Source organism: Pigmentibacter sp. JX0631 (assembly GCF_029873255.1).
In the GTDB taxonomy this organism is placed as follows: domain Bacteria; phylum Bdellovibrionota_B; class Oligoflexia; order Silvanigrellales; family Silvanigrellaceae; genus Silvanigrella.
In genome coordinates this window covers 1,020,284-1,045,033 of the sequence record NZ_CP123622.1, presented here as the reverse complement: position 1 = coordinate 1,045,033, position 24,750 = coordinate 1,020,284, and the positions used below count along the sequence as shown (strand labels likewise).

General features: G+C 28.5%; 25 protein-coding genes. 24 read left to right on the top strand and 1 reads right to left on the bottom strand.

Annotated features, from left to right (window positions below; genetic code table 11):
- The first annotated feature begins 2 nt into the window (after positions 1–2).
- From rfbH to QEJ31_RS04380, 23 genes are all read left to right on the top strand, one after another.
- On the top strand, positions 3–1,307 hold the full coding sequence (rfbH, locus tag QEJ31_RS04490) for a lipopolysaccharide biosynthesis protein RfbH (RefSeq protein ID WP_280592581.1): 1,305 nt from the start codon (positions 3–5) through the stop codon (positions 1,305–1,307).
- A 91-nt stretch (positions 1,308–1,398) separates the two neighbouring features.
- A complete protein-coding gene (locus QEJ31_RS04485) occupies positions 1,399–2,457 on the top strand; it encodes a glycosyltransferase family 10 (RefSeq protein WP_280592580.1) in 1,059 nt (352 codons plus the stop codon).
- Positions 2,458–2,481: 24 nt separating this feature from the next.
- Positions 2,482–3,504 carry an NAD-dependent epimerase/dehydratase family protein gene (locus QEJ31_RS04480; RefSeq protein ID WP_280592579.1) on the top strand — a complete coding sequence of 341 codons (1,023 nt, stop codon included), beginning with the start codon at positions 2,482–2,484 and terminating at the stop codon, positions 3,502–3,504.
- A gap of 58 nt (positions 3,505–3,562) precedes the next feature.
- Positions 3,563–4,657 carry a glycosyltransferase gene (locus QEJ31_RS04475; RefSeq protein ID WP_280592578.1) on the top strand — a complete coding sequence of 365 codons (1,095 nt, stop codon included), beginning with the start codon at positions 3,563–3,565 and terminating at the stop codon, positions 4,655–4,657.
- Positions 4,654–5,781 (top strand): glycosyltransferase family 4 protein, encoded by a 1,128-nt coding sequence (locus tag QEJ31_RS04470; protein WP_280592577.1) that lies wholly within the window; start codon positions 4,654–4,656, stop codon positions 5,779–5,781. The genes QEJ31_RS04475 and QEJ31_RS04470 overlap by 4 nt, the downstream gene beginning before the upstream one ends.
- Positions 5,782–5,820: 39 nt before the next feature.
- Positions 5,821–6,813: a glycosyltransferase family 2 protein gene (locus tag QEJ31_RS04465; protein ID WP_280592576.1), complete on the top strand. Its 993-nt coding sequence runs from the start codon at positions 5,821–5,823 to the stop codon at positions 6,811–6,813.
- Positions 6,810–7,640, top strand: coding sequence for an SDR family oxidoreductase (locus QEJ31_RS04460; protein ID WP_280592575.1), 831 nt, complete (start codon positions 6,810–6,812; stop codon positions 7,638–7,640). Before QEJ31_RS04465 ends, QEJ31_RS04460 begins: the two co-directional genes overlap by 4 nt.
- Positions 7,641–7,659: 19 nt before the next feature.
- Positions 7,660–9,048, top strand: a complete 1,389-nt coding sequence (locus tag QEJ31_RS04455; protein ID WP_280592574.1) for a CBS domain-containing protein — start codon at positions 7,660–7,662, stop codon at positions 9,046–9,048.
- A 1-nt stretch (position 9,049) separates the two neighbouring features.
- Positions 9,050–10,963: an N-acetylneuraminate synthase family protein gene (locus QEJ31_RS04450; RefSeq protein WP_280592573.1), complete on the top strand. Its 1,914-nt coding sequence runs from the start codon at positions 9,050–9,052 to the stop codon at positions 10,961–10,963.
- Positions 10,960–11,805, top strand: a complete 846-nt coding sequence (locus tag QEJ31_RS04445) for a sugar phosphate isomerase/epimerase family protein (protein WP_280592572.1) — start codon at positions 10,960–10,962, stop codon at positions 11,803–11,805. Before QEJ31_RS04450 ends, QEJ31_RS04445 begins: the two co-directional genes overlap by 4 nt.
- Positions 11,802–12,536: an acylneuraminate cytidylyltransferase family protein gene (locus QEJ31_RS04440; RefSeq protein ID WP_280592571.1), complete on the top strand. Its 735-nt coding sequence runs from the start codon at positions 11,802–11,804 to the stop codon at positions 12,534–12,536. Before QEJ31_RS04445 ends, QEJ31_RS04440 begins: the two co-directional genes overlap by 4 nt.
- A gap of 17 nt (positions 12,537–12,553) precedes the next feature.
- Positions 12,554–13,321, top strand: a complete 768-nt coding sequence (locus tag QEJ31_RS04435) for an SDR family oxidoreductase (RefSeq protein ID WP_280592570.1) — start codon at positions 12,554–12,556, stop codon at positions 13,319–13,321.
- An 8-nt stretch (positions 13,322–13,329) separates the two neighbouring features.
- Positions 13,330–14,403 carry an NDP-sugar synthase gene (locus QEJ31_RS04430; RefSeq protein WP_280592569.1) on the top strand — a complete coding sequence of 358 codons (1,074 nt, stop codon included), beginning with the start codon at positions 13,330–13,332 and terminating at the stop codon, positions 14,401–14,403.
- Positions 14,404–14,405: 2 nt separating this feature from the next.
- Positions 14,406–14,978 (top strand): D-sedoheptulose 7-phosphate isomerase, encoded by a 573-nt coding sequence (locus QEJ31_RS04425; protein ID WP_280592568.1) that lies wholly within the window; start codon positions 14,406–14,408, stop codon positions 14,976–14,978.
- Between the two features lie 13 nt (positions 14,979–14,991).
- A complete protein-coding gene (locus QEJ31_RS04420; RefSeq protein WP_280592567.1) occupies positions 14,992–15,441 on the top strand; it encodes a VOC family protein in 450 nt (149 codons plus the stop codon).
- 20 nt (positions 15,442–15,461) lie between these two features.
- Positions 15,462–16,823 carry an aspartate aminotransferase family protein gene (locus tag QEJ31_RS04415; protein WP_280592566.1) on the top strand — a complete coding sequence of 454 codons (1,362 nt, stop codon included), beginning with the start codon at positions 15,462–15,464 and terminating at the stop codon, positions 16,821–16,823.
- Positions 16,824–16,909: 86 nt separating this feature from the next.
- Positions 16,910–17,200, top strand: a complete 291-nt coding sequence (locus QEJ31_RS04410) for a class I SAM-dependent methyltransferase (RefSeq protein ID WP_280592565.1) — start codon at positions 16,910–16,912, stop codon at positions 17,198–17,200.
- Positions 17,201–17,316: 116 nt separating this feature from the next.
- Positions 17,317–17,652 carry a hypothetical protein gene (locus tag QEJ31_RS04405; RefSeq protein WP_280592564.1) on the top strand — a complete coding sequence of 112 codons (336 nt, stop codon included), beginning with the start codon at positions 17,317–17,319 and terminating at the stop codon, positions 17,650–17,652.
- A 388-nt stretch (positions 17,653–18,040) separates the two neighbouring features.
- Complete coding sequence (locus QEJ31_RS04400; protein ID WP_280592563.1) at positions 18,041–18,571, top strand: DDE-type integrase/transposase/recombinase; 531 nt, start codon at positions 18,041–18,043, stop codon at positions 18,569–18,571.
- Between the two features lie 510 nt (positions 18,572–19,081).
- Complete coding sequence (locus QEJ31_RS04395; RefSeq protein ID WP_280592562.1) at positions 19,082–20,068, top strand: class I SAM-dependent methyltransferase; 987 nt, start codon at positions 19,082–19,084, stop codon at positions 20,066–20,068.
- Positions 20,069–20,583: 515 nt separating this feature from the next.
- Positions 20,584–20,763 (top strand): hypothetical protein, encoded by a 180-nt coding sequence (locus tag QEJ31_RS04390; RefSeq protein ID WP_280592561.1) that lies wholly within the window; start codon positions 20,584–20,586, stop codon positions 20,761–20,763.
- A gap of 132 nt (positions 20,764–20,895) precedes the next feature.
- Positions 20,896–21,360, top strand: a complete 465-nt coding sequence (locus QEJ31_RS04385; RefSeq protein ID WP_280592560.1) for a hypothetical protein — start codon at positions 20,896–20,898, stop codon at positions 21,358–21,360.
- A gap of 125 nt (positions 21,361–21,485) precedes the next feature.
- Positions 21,486–22,049, top strand: coding sequence for a transposase (locus tag QEJ31_RS04380; RefSeq protein WP_280593270.1), 564 nt, complete (start codon positions 21,486–21,488; stop codon positions 22,047–22,049).
- Between the two features lie 239 nt (positions 22,050–22,288).
- Here QEJ31_RS04380 and QEJ31_RS04375 read toward each other — a convergent pair whose 3' ends face one another.
- The gene (locus tag QEJ31_RS04375) at positions 22,289–23,107 is read right to left on the bottom strand and encodes a methyltransferase, TIGR04325 family (protein WP_280592559.1); all 819 of its coding nucleotides are present in this window, start codon (positions 23,105–23,107) and stop codon (positions 22,289–22,291) included.
- A gap of 441 nt (positions 23,108–23,548) precedes the next feature.
- Between QEJ31_RS04375 and QEJ31_RS04370 the strand changes: the two genes are divergently transcribed.
- Positions 23,549–24,718 (top strand): hypothetical protein, encoded by a 1,170-nt coding sequence (locus QEJ31_RS04370; protein WP_280592558.1) that lies wholly within the window; start codon positions 23,549–23,551, stop codon positions 24,716–24,718.
- Positions 24,719–24,750: the final 32 nt, after the last annotated feature.

Genomic DNA, 24,750 nt, shown 5'->3' with positions numbered 1-24,750 from the left:
GCGTGGTTTCTCGCGAAGAAATTCATTCTCTGTGTCATAAATATTATGAAGAAAATTTTGCGGCTGGAAAAAAGTTTGAACCAGAGAAAACTTTTCTTCCAGCAAATGGAAAAGTTTTGGATGTTGATGATCTTTCTATGCTGATAGATGCTTCGTTAGATATGTGGTTAACAGCTGGAAGATTTCATGAACAATTTGAAAAAGAATTTGCCAAATTTTGGGGGTTGCGACATTCACTAATGGTTAATTCTGGTTCTAGTGCAAATTTAGTTGCGTTTTCAGCTCTCACAAGTCCTTTCTTAAAAGATAGAAAGTTAAAGCCAGGTGATGAGTTTATAACACCTGCAGCTTGTTTTCCTACAACTATAAATCCAGCCTTACAATATGGATTAACTCCTGTATTTGTTGATGTTGATTTAAAAATTCATAACGTAACACCAGAGCAAATTGAAGAAGCCATAACTCCAAAAACAAAATTAGTCATGATTGCTCATACTCTTGGTAACCCTTACGATGCGAAAAAAATTTCCGAGATTTGCAAAGAAAAGGGAATTTGGTTTGTTGAGGATTGCTGTGATGCTTTGGGAGCAACAATACATGAAAAACATGTAGGAACTTTTGGAGACTTAGCAACATGCAGCTTCTATCCTGCGCATCATATCACAACAGGTGAAGGTGGTGCTGTTATGACTAATAATCCTGCCCTAAAAAAGTTTGCTGAAAGTTTTCGTGATTGGGGTAGGGATTGTTATTGCGCTCCTGCTCAGGAGAATACTTGTCAAAAAAGATATTCATGGAAAATTGGTGAATTGCCATTGGGCTATGATCATAAATATATTTATTCACATATTGGTTACAATTTGAAAGCGACTGATTGGCAAGCTGCATTAGGACTCTCTCAGTTAAAAAAGGTTTCTGGTTTTATTGAAAAAAGAAGATACAATTTTAATTACCTTAAGACAAAATTAATCGAATTAGGTGCAGAAGAATATTTTGATTTTCCAACAGCACTTGAGGGAGCGAATCCTTCTTGGTTTGGTTTTTTATTAACTCTTAAAAATGCGAATATGAATCGCTCTAGTTTACTTCAATATTTGAATGATAAAAAGATCGGAACACGATTACTCTTTGGTGGAAATATTACTAAACAACCAGGATATTTAGAAATAAATAAAAGAGTTATTGGTGATTTAAAAAATACGAATTTGATAATGGAAAAATCTTTTTATGTTGGAATATGGCCAGGCTTAAACGAAGAAATGCTAAACTATATTGCTAGTAATTTAATGCATGTCAAGAATCTTTAATATTAATATTAAAAATCTGCTAGTAATTGTATTTTTTTTAGCAGATTTTTATATTTATAATTAAAAAACTTGTTAACGAAAGTTATTTATCATGAAAATAGGTGTGTTTAGTTATTATGATATCTACAATAAAGATAATGGTATATTTGATAAAAATAGATACCCTATTGGAGAAAATTTAGAATACCCGTTTGTATTATTAAAAGAAAAACTACAGAATAAAAATATAACTATAGAAACTTTAGATCAAAGGCCACTTGAAGAATTTGATTCGTTTCTTTTTTTAGACTTTCCTTCAAATAATATAGAAATTCTTAATAAAGCAAAAAGTTTAAATAAAAGTCTGAATTTAGTCATTTTTGAATGTGAAATTATCAAAAAAAATAATTGGATAAAAACGAATCATGAGTACTTTGATAAGGTGTTCACATGGAATCCTGATCTGGTTGACAATGAAAAGTATGTGAAATTTTATTGGCCTAATCAGGTACCAAGTCAATTAAAATATGGAAATGAAAAAAAAGAAAAACTTTGTACGATGATTTCTGGAAATAAAATTAATTATGACAAAAGAGAATTATATTCAGAGAGAATTAAAGCTATTAATTGGTTTGAAAAAAACAGTATGATAGATTTTGACTTATATGGCACAGGATGGGAATCTGGGGTGTTTTACAATTTTTTTAATCCATTTTTAAAGAATAAAATTTCTTTTAAGGTGTTAAATAAATTAGATAGAGATAATATGTTACCAAGTTTTTTAAAAAAAAATATTTCTGTTTATAAAGGGAAAGTAAATTCTAAAATAGAAACTTTACAGAAATATAAATTTTCTATTTGTTACGAAAATGCAAAAAATATTTCTGGCTATATTACTGAAAAAATATTTGATTCTTTTTTTGCTTTATGTGTACCTGTATACTTAGGTGAAAATAATATTAAAAAGTATATACCTGAAAATTGTTTTATTGACTATCGTGATTTTAAGAATTTTAATGAAATTTATAGATACATGATTAATATGAGTGATGTTGAATATTTTTCTTATTTAGAGAATATAAAAAAATTTGTTTTAAATGATAAATTAGATAAATTTAATGCTGAAAATTTTGTGAAAGTATTGATTGAAAATATGAAATATTCGAAATAAAAATACAGAGTAGTGAGGTTTGATTTGAAAAAAATTCTAGTAACTGGAGCGGCGGGCTTTATAGGTTACCATGTAACTAAAAATTTATTAGACAAAAATTATACTGTATATGGTATAGATAATTTAAATAATTATTATGATGTGAGTTTAAAAAAGAATAGATTAAATGAGATATATAAACATAAAAAATCTGAAAATTTCAAATTTTCTAAAATGGATATATGTGATATTAAAGAGTTAGAAATTCTTTTTAAAGAGCAGAAATTTGATGTTGTCATAAATTTAGCAGCTCAAGCTGGAGTAAGATATAGTCTGGAAAATCCTCATGCATATTTAAAGTCTAATTTAGAAGGCTTTATCAATATTCTTGAATGTTGTCGGCATAATTCTATAGAGCATCTCATATATGCTTCTAGTAGTAGTGTATATGGAAACAATACCAAACTTCCTTTTCATGAAGATGACCCTGTTGATCACCCTATAAGTCTTTATGCTGCGACTAAAAAAAGTAACGAGTTGCTTGCTCATACATACTCGCATTTATTTCAATTACCATGCACGGGACTAAGATTCTTCACAGTCTATGGCCCTTGGGGACGTCCAGATATGGCTATGTATTTATTTGCTGATGCTATCAAAAATGATAGACCTTTGAAATTATTTAACCGTGGAGATATGCTAAGAGATTTTACTTTCGTTGATGACATATCTGAAAGTATTATTCGCCTTTGTGAACACAAACCCACACAACTCATTGGCTGGAATTCAAATCAGCCCCTTGCATCAGCTAGTTCAAGTCCTTATCGAGTATATAACATTGGAAATAATAAGCCTATTTATGTCAAAGATCTCCTAAATAAAATGGAATCATTTTTTAATAAAAAAGCAATTATAATTCATGAAGACATTCAGCCAGGTGATGTTCCTGCAACTTACGCGGATATTACATATTTAAATAATGATATTCAATTTACTCCTAAAACTAGTATAGAACAAGGGTTAAACTTATTTTTAAATTGGTATCAAGACTATAATAATAAAGTTTGATTTAATTGAAATAATTTAAAAAATGTTTATTTAAGAATTGTTTTATAATGGTGGTTTTATGAAATATAATAAAAATGAAATTATTTATTTTGCATTCTCTTATATAAAATCGGGTGGAGGTGCGGAAAAGCAAATTCTTATACAAGCACAAACACTTATTGAAAATGGTTTTTCAATAATGTTTCTTTGTAAAGAAATAGATGAAAATCACTTTTATAAATATTGCCCAAGTGGAAAATATTCTACTGAAATATTTAAATCTTTATATAAGGCAAAAAAAAATATTGTTATTAGTTTCTTAGCTCATGATCATAAGTACTGCTTGCTTTTTAAAATTTTAGGAAAAATCCGTTGGATTCCATTTGAGCAAACTCATCCCGAATATTATCTAAAATACTCAAATAAGAACTTTTTGTATCGGAATTTAAAATTTTTAATGCTAAATTTTATTTATACCTGTTTTTCAAACGGTTTAATAGTTCAAACGTTTGATGCAAAAGAAGCTTGGAAAAATGCATTTATTAAATATAAAAAACCCATTTATGAACTTGGGAATATAATAAAAGAAAATGGTGTTGTAAAAAATAATTATTTTGACAGCAATTTATTAAAAATTATAATGATAGGTCGACTTATAAAAATAAAAGACTATCCAATTGCTTTAAATGCATTTAGTATAATGAAAGAAAAAAATATTAATTTTAATGTTTCAATATATGGTGAGGGCCCAGAGTATTTGAATTTAGTTCAAATGGTCAAAAATTTTGGTCTAGAAAAAAATATTTTTTTTAAAGGTTATTGTAAAGAAGTTGATAAAGAAATTGTAAATCATGACATTTTTTTAATTACCTCCATGGTTGAAGGAATGCCAAACGCTTTAGGAGAAGCTATGATTTCAGCTGTACCTTGCATAACTTTAAACTATCATGCTAATCCAAAAGAGTTTTTAGGTGACGATAATATGCAAATTGTTTTGGAAAGAAATCCTGAATTATTAGCAAATAGAATAATGCAATTTTTTGATAAAAATATTCTAAAAAAATATGGTGAAATGAATTTTCACCGAGCTAAGTCATTTTTTTCTGAAGAATGTTATTTAGCAAAATTTAAATTAATTTATAATTTAATTACAAGTGGTAAAAATTATACATGAAGATTAATATAGCTTTTATAATTAATAATACAAATTTTTTTCTGTCTCATAGAATTAATATTGCACGCGAAGTGTTAAAACTTAATGGAGAAGTTACTTTATTTGCGCCTGAAATAACAAAAAAAGAAGAAAAAATATTAAATAATTATAATATAAATTTTCATTACTTACCCTTTTCAAGGCAGAGAATTCGATTAATAGATTTATTGAGAATATTTATTTTAGGGTTTAAAATATCTAAGCTTGATAAAATATTTCACTTAGTAACTATTATTCCTATAATATTTTGTGGCATTCCTTTACGTCTACTGAATAAGAAAGTTGTGTTTGCAGTTTCGGGTTTAGGTACAATTTTTATTTCACAAGCTATTTATGCAAGAACTATAAAATTTTTTGTGATTTTAGTATATCGGTTTTTGTTTAATGGCAAAAACTCCAGATTAATTGTTCAAAATACTGTAGACTTTGATTTTTTCAAAAATAAATTAAAAATTAGAGATAAAAATTTATACTTAATTAAAGGTAGTGGAGTTTCTCAATTTGATTTTAATTATTTTGAAGATCTTCCTAATAATCGGCAATTTCCCGTTATATTAGTTCCTGCTAGATTGATAAAAGAAAAAGGAATTTATGAAATTTGTAATGCTTCAAAGCTTCTTTTAGAGGAAAACTTTCCACATGAAGTTTGGATTTCAGGGGATATTGATAGTGGAAATCCATCTTCTCTTACTAAGCAGGAAGTTGAACAAATTTCTTTAGCAGTACCTTCAGTCAAATTTTTAGGTTATCAACAAAATATGAAAGATTTATATAAGCAAGCTACAATGGTATGTTTACCGTCTTACAGAGAAGGTTTGCCCAAAGCTCTTATTGAAGCGGCAGCATGTGGAAGACCAATCATAACAAGCAATGTTCCTGGTTGTAATGAAATTGTTGAAGACATGAAAACGGGAATATTGGTAAACGTCAAGTCTGTTGAAGGTCTTAGAACTGCAATAAAAAAACTTTATTTAAATAAGGAGCTTATGGAACAGTTAAGGCTTAATGCATATAATAAATTTTTACTTGAATATAATGAAGAAATAATTGTCAAAAAAATTATTAATTTATATTCATCATTTTGATCTAATTTTTATATTAGTTTTAGTTTGCAAAGGAAATATATGAACGAATTGGTTTCAATCGCTATACCATCATATAATTGCGGCAAATTTATTAAATTTACAATAGAGAGTTTATTAAGACAAACATATTCAAATATTGAAATTATTGTTTCTGATAATTGTTCCACTGATGATTCTTCCACTATAGTTAGTGATTTTTGTCGAAAAGATTCTAGAGTAAAATTTTTTAAAAATGAGACAAATATCGGATATACAAAAAATATTTCAAGTGCAATTGAAAAAACAAACGGTAAATATGTGGCAATATATCATGCTGATGATATCTATTCTGAGAAAATAATTGAAAAACAATATAATGTTTTGTTAAATTACTCAGAAGTAAATCATGTTTTTACTCAGTTAAATTTTTTAAATTCAGAAAAAAATATTATAAAGAATAAAAATTATAATTTTTTATACAATTTTTCTTTTGAAGAAAAAGCTAAATTATTAATCGGTGATTTAAATTCCATTTTACCAGTTTTTCTTGAGTATGGAAATTTTCTTCCTTGTCCTAGTTATATGACCAGAAAATCAAGCTTATTAAAAAATTTATTTGATGATGATTTTCCAACTAATGAAGATTTAAATGCTTGGTTAAAAATACTTAAAAATGGAGAAAAAATAGCATTTGTAATGGAACCTCTATTAAATTATCGTATTCATGAACAGCAGGGATCTTCTGCTATACGTAAAAATTGTGATTTAGATGTTATGTATAAATGTTTAGACTCATTCATTAGTAAAAACTCTGAAATAAATATTAGTAATAAAACAATGGAGTTTTATAAAATGAACAAATCATTTTCTTATTTGAGAGCGGCAATGAGAGCTCTTGATGCTGGGAACGAGGATTTATCAAAATTACTAGTGACAAAATCAAAAAAAGAATATCAGCCAGAAATTTATACTAAATTGGGCTTTGCACAAAATTTCTTAAAAATGTCATATATTCTTAATAAAATGTTAAAAAATATAAAGGTTAGTTTATGAATATCTCAAATAATTTATTTTCTTTAGAAAATAAAAATATATTAATTACGGGTAGTGCAGGTTTATTAGGAAAAATGCATGCCGAAGCTATAATGGCTTTTGGTGGCAATGTTATTTTAACCGATATCGATATTGAAAAAGTTAAGAATTTATCGCATGATCTAAATCAAAAATATGTAAATCAATCCATTTATTATCAAATGGATATCACTTCTGAACAAAGTGTTTTAAATGTATTTAATGAATTAAAGGAAAAAGGAATATTTGTTGACACGCTCATTAACAATGCTGCTTGTAATCCAGCTGTAGGCGCAGTTGGTATGAAAGCAAATAATCGATTAGAAAATTTAGACTTTGATTTATGGTCAAAAGATTTAGATGTTAGCTTAAAAGGTTCCGTCATTTGCTCAAAAATTTTTGGTACAGAAATGTCAAAACGAAATTTTGGGAATATTATAAATATTTCTTCAGATTTAGGCATAATTGCACCTGATCAAAGATTATATTACAAAGAAGGTTTACCGGATGATCAACAAGATGTAAAACCAGTTAGTTATTCCATAACAAAGCATGGTATAATTGGTTTAACAAAATATTTAGCAACTTATTGGGCTGATAAAGGAGTGCGATCTAATTCAATTTCTCCAGGTGGTGTATTTAATAATCAAAATACTTTATTTCTATCGAATGTAGCTAAAAAAATACCTCTTGGTAGAATGGCAAATGCAAATGAATATCAAGGTGCTATTATTTTTTTATGCTCAGATGCATCGTCTTATATGAATGGCGCCAATTTAGTGATCGATGGTGGAAGATCAATTTGGTGAAATAGAGAGGTATTTTTATATGCTACCTATAATTAGTGAATTATCATTAGAAATTAAAGAAGATACCACAATATTGGATTGTTTAGAAAAAATTGAAAGCAATGCAAAAGGTTTTATCATTGCATTAGATCAGAATCAAAAAATTAAAGGATTATTAACAGACGGTGATATTAGAAGAGCATTTATTGAAGGGGCTCATCAATTAGACAGCCCAAAAAACTTCGTCAATACTTCATTTAATTATGTTAATTCTTTTTATACTAGAGAAGAAGTTTTAAAAATATTTGATTGTGGATGTAAATTTATTCCTATTATTGATGATTCAGGTAAACCAATTGATATTATTTTTCCTGAAATGTTACATTATAGAGAAACTGCAAATTTATTGGCAAGAGGAAAAGCACCTGTCCGTATCAGCTTTGGGGGGGGGGGTACCGACTTAACATCTTACTTTTCTGATTTTGGTGGCGCTGTATTTAATGCTACTATTAATCTTTATGCACATTGTAGCTTAAAAAAACGGCTAGATTCAAAGATAACAATTATTTCGCATGATTTTAATCAAATAGTTGAATTCGCTACTATAGATGAAATGATTTATAATGGTAACTTAGATCTAATTAAAGCAGTATTAAACTTATTAAAACCTAAATATGGTTTTGAATTAGAGATCTATTGCGATTTTCCTTTGCATTCGGGTCTAGGTGGCTCATCAGCAGTTGTATCTGCAGTTATTTCTGCATTTAATCAATTTAGAGAAGATAAATTAAATAGTCATGAAATTGCTGAAATGGCTTTTCAAGCAGAGAGAATTGAGCTTGCTTTTGCTGGAGGCTGGCAGGACCAATATGCTACTGTCTTTGGAGGTTTTAATTTTATTGAATTTAATTCCAAAAAAAATGAAGTGTTTTCTTTGAAATTAAATCAAGAAGTTATTAATGAATTGGAAGAACGATTACTTGTTTGTTTTTCAGGAAAAGGACATCCTGTTGGGCAAATTCATAATCAGCAGAAAAAAGAGATGAAAAAAAATCATGTCGTTGAATATGCCCATAGAACCAGAGAAATAGCATATGAAATGAAATCTTTATTGCTTAGAGGAGAAATAGATTCCTTTGGTTTATTGCTAGATGAATCATGGGAGCTTAAGAAAAAATTTGCAAATGGCATAAGTGATGACGTTTTAGATGATATTTATAATTCAAGTAAATTAAATGGTGCTATTGGCGGTAAAATTATGGGTGCGGGTGGAGGTGGTTTTTTTCTTTTTCAATCTCACGCAGAACAAAAAGCGAGATTAACAAAGTTTTTGAAGGAAAAAGGTCTCATTGTTAAAGATTTTATTTTTGAAATGCAGGGTGTAAGAAGTTGGACTGTCAGAGTAAGTGATTTAAATCAGGGAAATTAAAATGATATTTAAAGAGTTTAAAGTTGAAAACAAAGGGGTAGGTGAAAATCAACCTGCTTTTATTATTGCTGAAATTGGAAATAATCATAATGGTTCAGTTAAACTTGCCAAAGAGCTTATTGATTCCGCTATTGACTGTGGAGTCGATGCCGTAAAGTTTCAAATGCGAAATATGGAAAGTTTGTATGGAAAATCTTTTGCTAATAAAAATAGTGAAGCAGATTTGTCAACACAATATACTCTAGATTTATTATCTAGAGTTCAATTATCTAATCATGACCTTTTTGGATTATTTGATTACTGTAAAGAAAAGAACATTATTGCTTTCTGTACTCCTTGGGATGTACAAAGTGTAAATGCTTTAGCAGATTACGGCATTAATTTATATAAAGTTGCTTCAGCTGATCTCACAAATCATGAACTCCTAACAGCCATTGCAAAAACAGGAAAACCTTTAATTTGTTCCTGTGGGATGTCATCTCAAAATGAAATTGAATTTGCTATTGATCTATTGAATTCTTTAGACTCTCCTTATGCTTTATTACATTGCAATTCTACTTACCCCAGTCCTTTTAAAGATGTTAATTTAAATTATTTATCCCAACTCCAAAAAATGACTTCAATAGTAGGTTATTCAGGACATGAAAGAGGAATTGAAGTTCCTATTGCAGCTGTCGCTTTAGGCGCTAAAATTATTGAGAAGCATTTTACTTTCGATAAAAAAATGGAAGGTAACGACCATAAAGTTAGTCTATTGCCTAGCGAAATGAAAGAAATGGTTCGTTGTATCAGGAATGTGGAGTTAGCCCTCGGTTCGAAAAATATTAAAAGAAGAATAAGCCAAGGAGAGTTGATTAATAGAGAAAACTTAGCGAAAAGTATTACAGCTAAAGTTTTTATTAGTAAGGATGAAGTATTTAAAGAAGACATGTTTGAATTTATTAGCCCAGGTAAAGGTCTACAGCCCTATAAAGTTAATCAATTAATTGGGAATTTAGCAAAGAGAAATATTAACCCAGGTGAAATTTTGTATGATTCTGATCTTCCCGGTAATTTACTAGTTAGACCTAAAAAATATAAATTTAAAAGAAATTGGGGTGTGCCTGTAAGATATCATGACTATAAACAAATAATAGAAATATCTCATCCGGACATTGTTGAGTTTCATTTAAGTTACAAAGATATGGATGAGAATATTTCACAATTTTTTGATAGGAATTATACACAAGGGTTTGTTGTTCATGCTCCTGAGTTGTTTGAAGGTGATCATCTGTTAGATCTTTGTTCTCCTGATTTAGAGTATAGGAAAAAGTCTATTCAAAATATGAAAAAAGTTGTTTCTATTACGAAGGAATTAAAAAAATATTTTCCAAATGAAAAAAGGCCTTTAATTGTAGCAAACGTAGGGGGATTTACACAAAATTCTCCTCTGCAAGAACATCTAAGAAAGCCTATGTACTTTGAACTTCTTGAAAGTTTCAAACAATTTGAAGATCCTGAAGTAGAGTTAATACCACAAACAATGGCTCCTTTTCCATGGCATATGGGGGGACAGCAATATCAAAACTTATTTAAATTTCCTGAAGAATGCGCTTGGTTTTGTAAAGAATTTAATTATAGAATGTGTTTAGATTATTCACATTCGCATCTAACGTGTAATTATCACAAATATAGTATGGAGCAATTTTTAAATTTAGTCGCACCTTACACAGCTCATATTCATTTAGGTGATGCAGAAGGAGTAGACGGTGAAGGTCTCCAAATTGGTGAGGGAGAGATTGAATTTAATAAGCTAGCTTATTTGTTGGATAAGCATTGTCCAAAAGCATCATTTATTCCTGAAATTTGGCAGGGGCATAAAAATGATGGTGAAGGGTTTTGGATTGCGCTTGAGAGATTGGAGAAATGGTTTTGAAAGAATTAAAACTTGGTGTAATGCAGGGGCGCTTGTTACCAAAATTTGAAGGAAGATATCAGGCACACCCTATTCATTTTTGGAAAGATGAGTTCCCTATAGCAGCTTCCTTAAATTTAGACAGTATTGAATTTATTTTAGACTATGCCAAATTTGAAAAAAATCCTTTAATTTATTCCGGTGGTATTGAGGAAATTAAAGGAATTATTCAAGAGACAGGCGTCACTGTTAAAAGTATTTGTGCAGATTTTTTTATGGAATCTCCTTTGCATGGGACAGATAAATATAGACTTGAAGAAGCTGTTTCTATTCTAAAACATATCATAAAAATTTCGCCTACTCTTGGAGTAAATAATATAGTAATTCCTTGTGTAGATAATTCATCTTTAAAAACTGATGATGATAAAATGATTTTTGTCCAGTCAATTTCACAATGCTTAAAGGATGCTGAATTAAATTCAGTTTATTTATCTTTGGAAACTGATTTGTGTCCTGAGAAATTTTTATCTTTACTTAAAAATTTTCCAAGTAAAATGATCGCTGTTAATTATGATATTGGAAATAGTGCAAGTATTGGATATAATCCTAGTAAAGAGTTTGAGTTTTATGGCAGCTATGTAACAGACGTTCATATAAAAGACAGAAAAAAGAACGGTGGCTCTGTCGTTCTTGGAACAGGAGATGCAAATATAAAAGAAGTATTAGTATTATTGAATAAATTAAACTATGAAGGTTTATTTATTATGCAAGCATACAGAGATGATGAAGGTTTAAATATTTTTAAAAAGCAGTTAATGTACATACAAGATTTGTTTAAAAATATAAAAGAGAATTTAATATGAATTTCTATGCAATAATTCCTGCAAGAGGCGGATCAAAAGGGGTACCAAAAAAAAATATCAAACTACTTGGTAATTTTCCATTAATTGCTTATTCAATTGCTGCAGCAAAAATGTGTCCCCAAATTCAAAAAGTAATTGTCTCTACAGATTCAGAAGAAATTGCAGAGATAGCACTAAAATTTGGAGCAGAAGTTCCTTTTCTTCGTCCCGCGGATATATCCCAAGACAATTCAAGTGATTTGGAATTTATGCAGCATACAATTCATTGGTTCCTAAAAAATGATGTAAAATTACCTGATTCCTGGGTGCATTTTCGACCTACAACACCTTTGCGAGAAGTCAATATTTTAAGTAATGCTATAAAACTTTTCTTAGAAAATAATGATTTTACTTCTTTACGCTCTGCACATGAATGTCCTGAGTCTCCTTATAAATGGTTTTTAAAAGATAACTTGAATAAATATTTTATACCTTTAGCGGGTAACAATATTAATAATTACTCAGTAGCCCCCCGTCAACAGGTACCAAAAGTTTATATTCCTGATGGGTATATTGATATAGTTATTAATGATATAATTATGAAAAACAATTCTCTTCATGGAGATAAAATATTAGCTTTTGAATCTCCTGTCTGTACTGAAATTGATACTATAAATGATTTTGAATATTTAGAATATCAAATTCAGAAATACAAGTATAGTGTTCACGATTATCTTGTAAATAAATATTAAAGAATAGTGGTTGTGAAATGAAAATTGAATTTGAAAACAATAAGGTTCTTGTCACAGGCTCTTCCAGAGGAATTGGATTGAGTATAGCAAATCATTTTGCTATAAATGGAGCAAAAGTTTTTTATACTGCTAGAACTATAGACTCTTTTAATAATTCACAATTTCCAATGGAAATTAAAGAAAAAGTAGAGTTGAGAGAATGTGATTTTACTGATTCTATTTCTATATCAAATTTAAGAAAAAATATTGAAAAAGAAATTTCTGAATTAGATATTTTAGTTTGTAACGTAGGTAGTGGTAAAAGTGTATTAGATCCTGTTCCGAGTTCTGAGCAATTTGAGAAAGTCTTGAATTTAAATTTTAATTCAGCAGTGAATACGGTACGAGAATTCCTTCCTTTATTGGAAAAATCTTCTGGTAATATATTATTTATTAGTTCTATTTGTGGGCTAGAAGCCTATGAGGCACCGATAGATTACTCAGTTGCAAAATCTGCTTTACAGACGTTTTCTAAACACCTGTCAAAAAAATTAGCACCAAAAGGAATTAGGGTAAACTGTTTGGCCTTAGGGAATATATTTTTTCCAGGTGGAGTATGGGATATCAAAATGCGAGAAGATCCTATAAAAGTTCAAACAATGCTTAAAACGCATGTCCCTATGAATCGTTTGGGGGAAGTGAATGAAGTTGCACAAGCATGCTTGTTTCTTTGTTCTAAACAAGCTTCGTTTATTACAGGCGCTATTTTAACAGTAGATGGTGGTCAGACTAGTTTTTTTCATTGAGGTATTAGGTGGGAGAGCATTGTCAAATAAATTTTAAAAACTATTCAGCAGCTATTCTGGCTGGTGGAAAAGGAACTAGAATTAAAGCTTTATTTCCGGAGCTTCCTAAGCCACTCATTGAATTTAATGGCAAACCAGTTCTTTTTTGGCAGATAGACTCACTTTTAGACTTAGGAATTGAAAAAATATTTATTTTAGCTGGATATAAAGCTGAGATCATTAAACAAAGAGTTAATCAATGCTACGACGATAAAGTGGTAGTTATTATTGAAGAAACTCCTTTAGATACATTTGGTTGTTTATCTCTGGTTAAAAATAAAGTAGATAGAAAATATCTCATTTTTTTAAGCGGAGATTTAATTTTTAATATTAATTTTAATAAATTTTGTTTATATCATGAGCAAAAAAACTCTGAATGTACACTGACTGTTCATTCGAACTTTCATCCTTTAGATGCTGACTTGATAGATTACAACGAGCAAACTGGAAAAATTAATGAATTAATAGTTCGTCCGCATCCTAATGAAATGCTTTTTCTTAATAATGTAAATGCAGCTGTTTCTATTTTAAATACTGAATTAATTTCTGATGTTCAAGATAAATTTCCCCAGAATTTCGAAAAAGATTTTCTTCCAAGTTTATTGCAAAAAGAGCGAGCTATTTTTGCATATAAATCTATTGATTATATTAGAGATATTGGTACACCAGAAAGATATAATCAAGCTGTGAATGATTTAAAAAATTATTTTTCAGATAAATTAGATTTTTTAGAAAGTAGAAAATTAGTTTTTTTTGATATTTTAAATTTTTATAGAAATTTAATGGAAAATAATCAGGAAAAAATTCTGCATTTTATGAATATTTTAGATTTGTGTAGTAAGCCAAATAATTTATTAATAGGATATTGTATTAAAGACTCTAATGCTAGAAGAATTGTAGAAACATTTTTAGGAAAAAATAAAGCAAAATTTGATCTTGTCTATGAATATTCTACTACTTTTGAAAATGAACTTTCAGGTTTTGCAAAGAAATTTGATATTTCTATTCAAGAAAGTAATTATAAATTTGCATTTAAGGATTAAAAATGGAAGAAAATAAAATTCAGGAATTAATACAAAAATCAATAGATGTTAAATTAAATATAGCAAAACTATGCCATGAAGAAATATCATTTGCAGTTAAAGTAATTGAAAATGCTTTTCGAGGAAATAATAAACTACTGATATGCGGAAATGGAGGCAGTGCTGCTGACAGTCAACATATTGCAGCAGAATTTGTCTCAAGATTTTTAATAGAAAGAAAAGCTCTTTTTGCCATAGCGTTAAACTGTAACACTTCATCTCTCACCGCAATAGCGAATGATTACAATTATGATTTTGTTTTCTCTAGACAAGTAGAAGCTTTCGGAACTCATAATGATGTTTTATTAGCAATTTCCACAAGTGGAAATTCTAAAAATGTTCTTGAGGCTGCCTTAGCAGCGAAGAAAAAAGGTATGATCGTTGTTGGATTAACTGGAAAAAGTGGTGGGAAATTGCTTGATATATGCGATGTTTGTATTAGAATTCCCTCAGAACATACACCAAATATTCAAGAAAGTCATATTATGATTGGACATATTATTTGTGAAATTGTTGAAGAAAACTTATTTAAATAAATTTTGAGGAATTATGAATCAGATTATTAATGCTGGTAGGCATATAGGCATTCCTGTATTAAACATAGATATAATGATATCATTTTATGTTAATTTATTGGGGTTTAAAATTAAATCAAACGAGATTGAACAAGGTGATTTTATATCTCATATACTTGGGGTGGAAAACTGCAAAATTCATGTTGTAAAAATGGTTGCCCCTGATGGCTGGATGCTTGAGTTATTACTTTATTTAAATATAAATAGAGGTGATAGCAAAAAAGATTCAAAAATGATATATGATTTAGGAAATGCGCATATGGCTTTGACTGTTACAAATGTAGATGAAGCATACAATTATTTGAAATTAAATAATATTAAATTTATAAGTCTTCCCAAACTATCTTCTTCTGGAAAAGCTAAAGTTTGTTTTTGCCAGGATCCAGAAGGAAATTATATTGAACTTGTAGAAATATTGATTTAATTTAAATAGGAGATTATTTAATGTATGAGTTTTCCCTGACTCCCGTAAATGTCGATAAAATTGCGACAAAATATCGTAACATTAATACACCCATACCAAACCCAGCAACAATTCCTATCATTCAAGAATGTTTATCTTTAGAACCCTTGTCTATGAATGATCAACTTCCGGTTGTTTGGGACAGAGCTTCTGGATATCAAGTCTTTGATTCTTCTGGAAACTGTTGGATAGATTTTACGTCAACAATTTTTGTTGCCAATGTTGGCCATTCGCATCCTAAAATATGTTCTGCCATTATAGATACTGTGAATCATCAACTATTGAACGCTTATTATTATCAAACTGAATTAAGAGCAAAGCTTTGTAAATTAATTTTAGATATTACTGAAAAGCAATTAAATAAAGTGCTTTTATTATCGACGGGCTCGGAAGCGACAGAAGCCGCTCTTAAAATGTTAAGATTATATGGATCTAAAATTAACCAAAATAAAACAATTGTAGTGGGTTTTGAAGGATCATTTCATGGAAAAACCATGGGGTCTCAGACCCTTGGTGGAAAGCCCAGTGGAAAAAAATGGATTAAGTATAATCATCCAGAAATATTTCATTTACCTTATCCCTATCCTTGGGTTTTAAAAGAAAAAAATATGACTGGCGCAGAATTTTTTGAATATAGCATGAAAAACTTAGAACAATCAGGCGTTGACTTATCAAATATCGCAGGATTTTATGCTGAACCCTATCAAGGTTGGTGTGCTGTTTTTTTTCCAAAAGATTATATGCAAGCTTTAAGACAATGGTGCGATTTAAACAATAGTTTATTAGGCTTTGATGAAGTTCAAGCTGGTTTTGGAAGAACAGGTAAGTTGTTTGGTTATCAACATTTTGACATTACTCCTGATATCATATGGTGCGGAAAAGCGATTTCGTCGAGTTTACCAGTTTCTGCTGTAATTGGTAGAAGCGAAATTATTGATATTGATCCGTCACTAAATAGTACTCATGGTGGAAATCCATTAGGTGCAGCGGCAGCTTATGCTGCTATAACTGCCTTATTAGAAGAAGATTTGATAAATGAAGCAGCGCGAAAAGGTAATATTATAGAAAAAGAATTATATAAATGGCAATCAGAAATGCCAGGTATTGTTTGTGAAATTTTCGGCACTGGTATGGTATGGGCAGTTTTAATTAGAAATCCTATAACAAAAGAATTAGACATAGATCTGGTAGATAGAATTATTGAAAAAGCAATGCAAAAAGGATTATTATCTATAAGAACATGCTGTGGGACAATTAAGTTAGGGCCTCCTTTATCTATAGATGATGAAGCTTTAATTGAAGGAATTGGAATTTTAAAAGAGTCTTTAAGCGAATTGTTATGAAGAATAGGATAAAAAATAATGATTGACTACTTAAAAATAGTTTACAGCAGTGAGAAAGAGCTCCATATACAAGTTATCCTGAGCAATTGACTAAACATTTATTTGATAAATTTAATATGAAAGTTGGGCAAACATTTTTAGAAGTGGGATGTGGAAGAGGTGAGTTTCTTTCTGGTTTTTCGAATTTAGGGTTAAAAGCTTATGGTTCAGATTTATCTGCTGAAGCTAAAATTTTCAACCAAGTATTCAAATATCTACTTGCGATATCGAAAAAAAACTGCCTAATAAAACTTTCTCCTTTTATACCCGTGCGAACTAAGAATAAATTCTTTAGATGGTCTAGAGAATTAATGTTTATGGGTTGCGCATATAAATAAACAGATCGAAAATATTATATTAAAAGATTGAAAAAAAATTCTTAAAAAGTAATATTCATAAATGTGCTTTTAATTTTAATTTCAGATATATAATTTAGAATGATTGTATTCCATATGTGATAAATATTATTTATGAAGAAAATATAATTCAATATGCAGTGAAAACAAAAGATATCCCAAATGTTTATGTAATGAAATGTTTAAAATCAGGCATTATTTTTTTAAATAATACATCTCATCTTAGCAAAGAGTACTATGCAGATATGGAGGAAAGAGGCTCAAAAGATGTAAATCAAATGCTTAAACAAGAAGGTTTCAATACGTATTCAAACATTATAGAGCTTCAAGATAATTATTATGATGTTATTTCTTTGTTTCATGTATTTGAACATATCGCTTCTTCTTGTGTCCTCCCAATAAGTGCATTTTACAATTACAATAAATGGTATTAAATTTTTTATAGAGAGTGGTTTTTAATTATGTTGATTGTATCTAGATAATTCCAAGGTAACCAATCTTTTGGGTTTTGCATCCAAAGGTTTTGATAAATAAGAAGAACCCTAAGGTAATCAACAAAATTTAAATTACTTTCTTTTGCAATAAATAAGATAGAGGTTAAAATATCGGCAACGGTAGCGCAGAGTTTAATAAAGTGCTTACTAATTAATCACTTGGGTCAAATATTATATTATGGATATCCTGTTCAATTTTGTTTTTCATTTCAAGCATCAAAGAAAGTGAATTATTTTTATGAAAATAAAGCCGTTCCTTTGATATCATGTTTTTAGTTAACTTTTCATTTTTAAACCCCTTGAAAAGAATTAAGGCAACATAAATATTATGAACCTTTTTGATGAAATTTATACTCAATACCCTTTTTGTAGGAGCAGGAGAATAACTGCATATCTTTGTCAGGCAAAAAATATAAAAATCAATATTAAAAAAGTTGATCGTTTAATGAGCCTTATGGTATTGCAGTTGATTTACTTAAAGAAAAACCTTTCTATTCTAAATTTTGCGCTTAAAAAATATCCCTATTTATTGTCTGGTATGGATATTACTGAAATAAATCAGGTTTGGATTATGGACATTATATACATTAGATTACGAAAAAGTAAGATTTATCTTTATGCCGTTATTGATTGGAATAGTAATTATATTTTATCTTGGAAATTAACCAATAAATTGAAATCCTCTTTCTTTTTAGATGCCCTTGAAGAGTCTTTAAAGCTTGGTAAAACTAAAATATTCAATACAGATTATGGTTCTCAAATTACCATCAATGAATTTACAAATCGACTTCTCGAAGAAAGCATACAAATAATTATTGATGGCAGACGGTGTTTTCTTGATAATTTATTTGTCCAGTGATTCCAGTGGAGCTTAAAATACGAAACTTATACAAATTTTAGAATAGGAATTACAGAGTATTTTAGATTTTATAATTACGAAAGTTTTCATCAATCTTTGGATTACAATACCATTGTCAGTTCACAGGATCAAAATAACAACAACAGGAGGTTTGCATGATGGTCAGTTTAGCTTAAAAGGGGATAGAAATATAGAAGTATTAGATCATGTTGTGCATTAATGAAATTAGTTCTCTTTTTGTCTTGACGATGGGGGACGCTATAATCAATACAAATTTATTGAAAGGATGGTTTAAGCATAAAATGAAAGACCGATTTAACTATTATTATTTATCTTTAAAAAATGATTTATAGAATGTGCTCAAATTTAGGATGTAAAGAAAATAGTTCAACTAAAATTGGATAAAATTATTATGTAAAAGTCGATTTTCTTTTAACATATTGATTTGATTTTTATAAAAGAATATTATGGATTATTATTTTATAAAAGACTAACTCTAAAGGAGATTTTATGAATGAAACAAAAATTACAAGAGAAATGCTAGATCAAGTCGGTTTTGAACATGAGTCTGTTAGTGATTATTATAAAAAAGAGATTACTCTTCGTGATGGTAGAAATGCTTATATTTGGGAAAATAAATTTAATGGACATGGAATATTAGGAAAAGAGTTTTGGGAGAGTGAAAATTATTATGAAGAAAATTATAGAAAAGAATTTTCTTCAACTCTTAATTCTCATACAAAATCTGATCAGCACAGGAGAATATATAGTAAATTAAATAAAAAGCAATATGATTCATTTTCTAACCATATAACAGAAAATACGAATTATTTAGAAATAGGCTGCTCATTTGGTGGAGTTATTTCTAATGTCTTACAACATTCTAAAGCTAAAATTATTCATGGCATTGAACCAAATAGAGAAGATTATCAATATGCCAAAAATGAATACTTGAAGGCAAATATATTTAATGTTAATTTTATTGATTTTATAGCAAATCAACAATACGATATAATTACAAGTTTTGAAGTCTTGGAACATGTTGCAAACCCTGTTCAATTTCTCAGAAAAGCTCATTCACTATTATCTGATAATGGAATTATTCATTTTGAAGTTCCGAATCATTTTGATGCTTTACTATCACTTTACAAAAATCTTGGTTATTCTAATTTCTTTTATCATAAAGCTCATATCCATTATTTTACACCAACATCTTTAATTGAAGTTTTTAAAGTCTGTGGCTTTGAAGGTAGTATTAAAGGGCTTCAAGGTTATCCTGTTTTTAATCAAATTTTTTGGCTTCAAAATTCAAAACCGCAACCTAATGGAGAGATTGCATTGTCAGATCCATTACTAAATATTCATAAAGATAATAACAAAGAAATTTTTTGTGAATTATCAGATTTCTTCCACAGAATGGAGCTTGAATATGAGTGCATTGTATCAAAATATCATTATTCAGATTGTTTATTATATACAGGGAAAAAATCAAAGTAGTATAAGGGTGAAAAGTAATAAATTATTATGAGCAAAAGTATTATTTTACATAAAAGGGATCACTTTAGAGACTTTAGTAATCCTCTTTATTTGTTTTTAGAAATAAACAAAAAACTTGTCTGCAAATTCTGTATTATGATGGACATTGATTTTTGCATTCAACAAAAAGAATGTTAAACGGAAAGTTTAAAACACCTAATTCAGAGGAAGAGTGTGAAAAATTGGATTTAAAAAAGCTACAAATTATCATACTTGGATGTGATTTAAATAGAGCTATAACATTGAGAGATTGAAAAATAATTTAATTTATTTATAAAATTTGACAATTAATTAAATTATTAGTCATTTATTCTTTTTGTATAATGTTTTTTATAGGTTCTAATTTAGATAAAATAATAATGACTTTCTCACTGCCGAAAAAGACGATATGATGAATTTTTTGTCCACGGCAACAATCTTCCAAATGATAAAATAAGAGTTTTTTAAAAATTATTGAAGAACATTATTGTTTATCAATGAAAGTGAAACAAAAAAGAATTGCATGTACAAAACTCCAAAAGCTAACTTTTGGTTCACATAATGAAGCTTTTCTGTTTGATTACAATGAAAAAACAGTTGAGTCTGAAAATAATCAAATTGAGCTACAAAAAGATTCAGCTGATAATTCAATCGATTCTAATTTTAAAAAGAAATAATCCTCAGGAAAGATAAACTATCTGAATGCTAAAAAAGTACTGATAACTCCTGACGATATCAAACAATGTCCATCTTGTCATAAAGAAACATTAAATCAAGGATATATCGAAAAACAAACACTTGTTCTATCCATGCCTCTATTAAAAGTTAAATTTTTCCATATGCCATCGTTACGTTGTTCTTGTGGTAATCATATTGAAAAACCTATTTTACTAGAAGAATTAACTTATCATAAAATTGGTCGTTATCATCATTCGGCTGTAGCAACTTTAACATCATTTCGTTATCAGTTTGGAATGCTTGCTTGTTGTTTTGAATTTTTATCCTCTCAAGTTGGTGCAAGAATTCCTGATGCTACTCAATGGGATCTCCTGGAACAGGTGGCTAAAAAACTTCGTCAATTCTATCAATTTTTAAAAGATTATTTTGCTCATTATGCTGATATTCTTCGTGCCGATGGTTCTCCTTTTCTCATAATTAATTTAAAAAAAGATTTAAAAAAGCAAAAAAAAATTAGAATTGTAAAGGGACAAAAAGCAAATCAAATTTCAACGAAAACTAGAATAACTAACATAATTGCATTATTTCCCGAATAAAAAATTGTTCATTATTTATTCGGTTCAAAACATGCTGGAAATCGACTTTCTGTATTTTGCAATCAAAGAACCAACTCAGAAAAAGTCGTTATTATGATAGATAATCTTTCTAGTAACTAAAATAAATTGATAAAAATAAAGTTGATTTATCGTTATGCTATGTCCATCCTAGAAGAAATTTTTACGACTTAAGGAAACAGTTCACTGAAAAAGTAGATAAAATTTTACTTTTATATCGAGACATTTTACTCAATGCTCGCAAAGCAAAAAAGAAAAAACTTAATCGAATAGAACGTCTACTATTTCATAAAAAATATTCTTTACTAATAATGAATAAAATTTTGTATATCTTTCAATCAGGACTAAATGAAAAACTGGTAGAACCTAATTCACCAATAGGAAAAGCGTATAAATATATTATTCAATATTTCGAAAAACTTTGCGCATTTTGTGAAATTAAAAATGCACCACTTGAAAACATCCTGAGCGAAAGAATGCTAAAAATTGCCATTCGCTATAGAAGAAATTCTCATTTCTTCAAAAACCAAAATGATGCTTATGTTGTAGCCATAATCACTTCCATTTTAGCCAACGCCTATACCAATAAGATTAATTTAATTAAATATCTCACTGAACTTCTTCATAACAGTAAAAATATTATGAATAATTCTGACAAATGGCTCTCTTAGAATTCCACTACTAGCCTCAATTGAATTCTTTACTTAACTAATTTACTTCTTGCAAACAAACTTGTCGGAAGGATGCCTTGCAATTGGTGATGTTCATTATTTTGAACTTCAAGAGTCTTCATAAGGACATTATAATAAACGTAAATTAGTCTTTTGTTTGGGCGGAAAGAGGCTGTTTTCTTAAATCAAAAACACTATCTTGAATATTCTATGAATTTTGGGAGTTAAAAATATTTAACTCATTTTTGAAATATGAAACCATATCCGTATTTTGAATCATTTTTTGCAGGCCCAAAATAAACAGCATGATTTTCAGGGCAAGCCCATTTCTTTTTAAGATAAAATTGATTTTCAGAAAAAAAATCAATTATATCTTTTTCATTAAAAAAGTAGCAGGGAAAGCCTCCTTCTTCGATTACTTGAAATGAAATAAAAGTATTTCCAGAATGAACGGGTACTCTGGATAAAACGAATTTTTTAGTTCCTAAATCAATTAAAGTTTTTATTAAACTTTTCCAATCTTCGATGTAATGTAATGTACTACTCATTATTACTAAATCAGCTTTAATAGGGTGTTCAGTTATTCCTATAAATTTTTCATTAAAGAAATAGGAGTTGATAGAATTTAATAAGTTTTTATTCTCCATAATAAAATATTTTGGCTCACTGGATTTATAGAAGTCGAGGTCATTTATTGTAGATTTTATGTTTAAGTAATGATGGCCAATGCTCCCTCCTATATCAAGTATTTTATTTCCTTGGGATATATGTAAAATAATTTCCATACTTAAAATAAAATCATTTATATTTACAACTGGTGTTAAGCTTTTGATATTATTTTCAATATTTTTTGTCTTTTTTAAAATATTTTTATTGTATTCTTCTGATTTAAATCCATCAATATACTTATTGTTAAAATTTATAGCATCACTAAATGAATTGTATTTTCCTTTGTACCCATTAGAGGTTCTCAATTGATAAATTAAATATTTTATCTTATTAGATAAAATATACAATCCGATTGGCATTACATTTTTTATTAATTTTTTAATAAACAAATTTTATTTTCCTTTCTAAAAGTAACAACGATGATATAGTAATTTATAACGAAGAAATTTCAATAGTTTTATCATTATTTTATAGTGCTTGCGTTCTATGCAATTTAACCCATTTTGGGAGGAAATCTGCTACTAATTTAAACGTTTTCATGTTTCTAAATATAAAAGGAGGTTTTTGGCAAAAGAATGTCTAAGTTAATTCTATGCTAACTTACAAAAATCTGAAAACTATGAAATGTATTATTCTAATTTGTAGAGAAGTATAAAAAAATCATACATTCTCTCTAAACTTAAATTTAAACCGCTTTTTGTATTTGAAGGGATTTACAGTTAATTCTGTTGGCTAGATTTGTGTAATCCAAAACACACCCTATTAAATTTGAAAAAATTATGTAATATAATACTTTCACTATTGGTTATTTAAACCTTGAAAGGGAGTAAATGATATTTAAAGCACTTTATTATTTTATTCTTACAACTTTTTCCCGTAAAAAATATAGGGTTGCTGTTTCTGAGTACTTCACTAAGGCTCATTTTTTTAGTGTAATATCTGCATCTGATGAAAAACGTTACCCTTTAATCTTTGTGACGTCTTATCCTTTGAGCCCTGAAGACAAAGCTTTATTGAAGAGATATAATGTTCCTCATTTCTTGTTTTTTCCTCATAAAATTGGAACAAAATTACAAGAAGTTATCCCTATGAATAGAAAAATGCGCATTGTATCATGTATAAGAGCTTTTTTATTAAAACTAGTTTTTTGTCGTCCTTCCATCCATTTTATTGTGGTAGATGATCTTACATATTTAACTTGTGGCTTAGTTATTCTTGATAGATGGCTAAATGGATTTATTAAAGTAGTGTATTTACCGCACGGCATTCATCATATTGGCAGGAAGTTTTCTGAATCAAAAATTTTATATTTTGGAAAATTACCTAAAAATAAACTGTATAAAAAATATAAATTCTTTCTGAATAAGCAAATTGTGTTTAATGATATGTATTTTACTTTATGTATTTATAGATTTTATGAGGCTATGCAATACTTAAATACAGTGCAAGAAATAGAAATAACACAAAACTACATTCTATTTATGGGAGGGTTTGAGGAGTCATATTCTTTTGATACAGTAATGAAATATTATGATTTTATGAATAAAATAAGAGATAAATTAAAAGAAAAATTTAATTTTAAAGATGAGTATTTTATTTATCGACCACATCCCTCTGAAAGAGAAATTTTTTTTAAAAAATATAAAAAGCATTTAAACTGGGATATTTCTAATTCTACATTATCAGAAGATCTGCTTAAGTCTAATGTTATTTTATCTTTAGCTTCTTCTTCTCTACTTGAGGCAAGTCAATTTGGAAAAAAACATGTCCTTATGCTTAACCCCCATGATGTTGATACTTCAATTTACTCACAAGAATATTCAGAAGGGGTAATTTATCTACCTGAAATTAAAAGCCCAAATGACTTAATTGAATATTATGAAAAGAATGCTATTAGTGCAAATAATATATTAAATAGGAATGAGCTAATATTAGCACTTAAAAATAAGTATGACCTAGCAATAAATCAATATAGAGAAGCTATATGGGGTAAAAATTAGTAAAAGAGTTTGCTCTTTGTTGTAAAATAGAA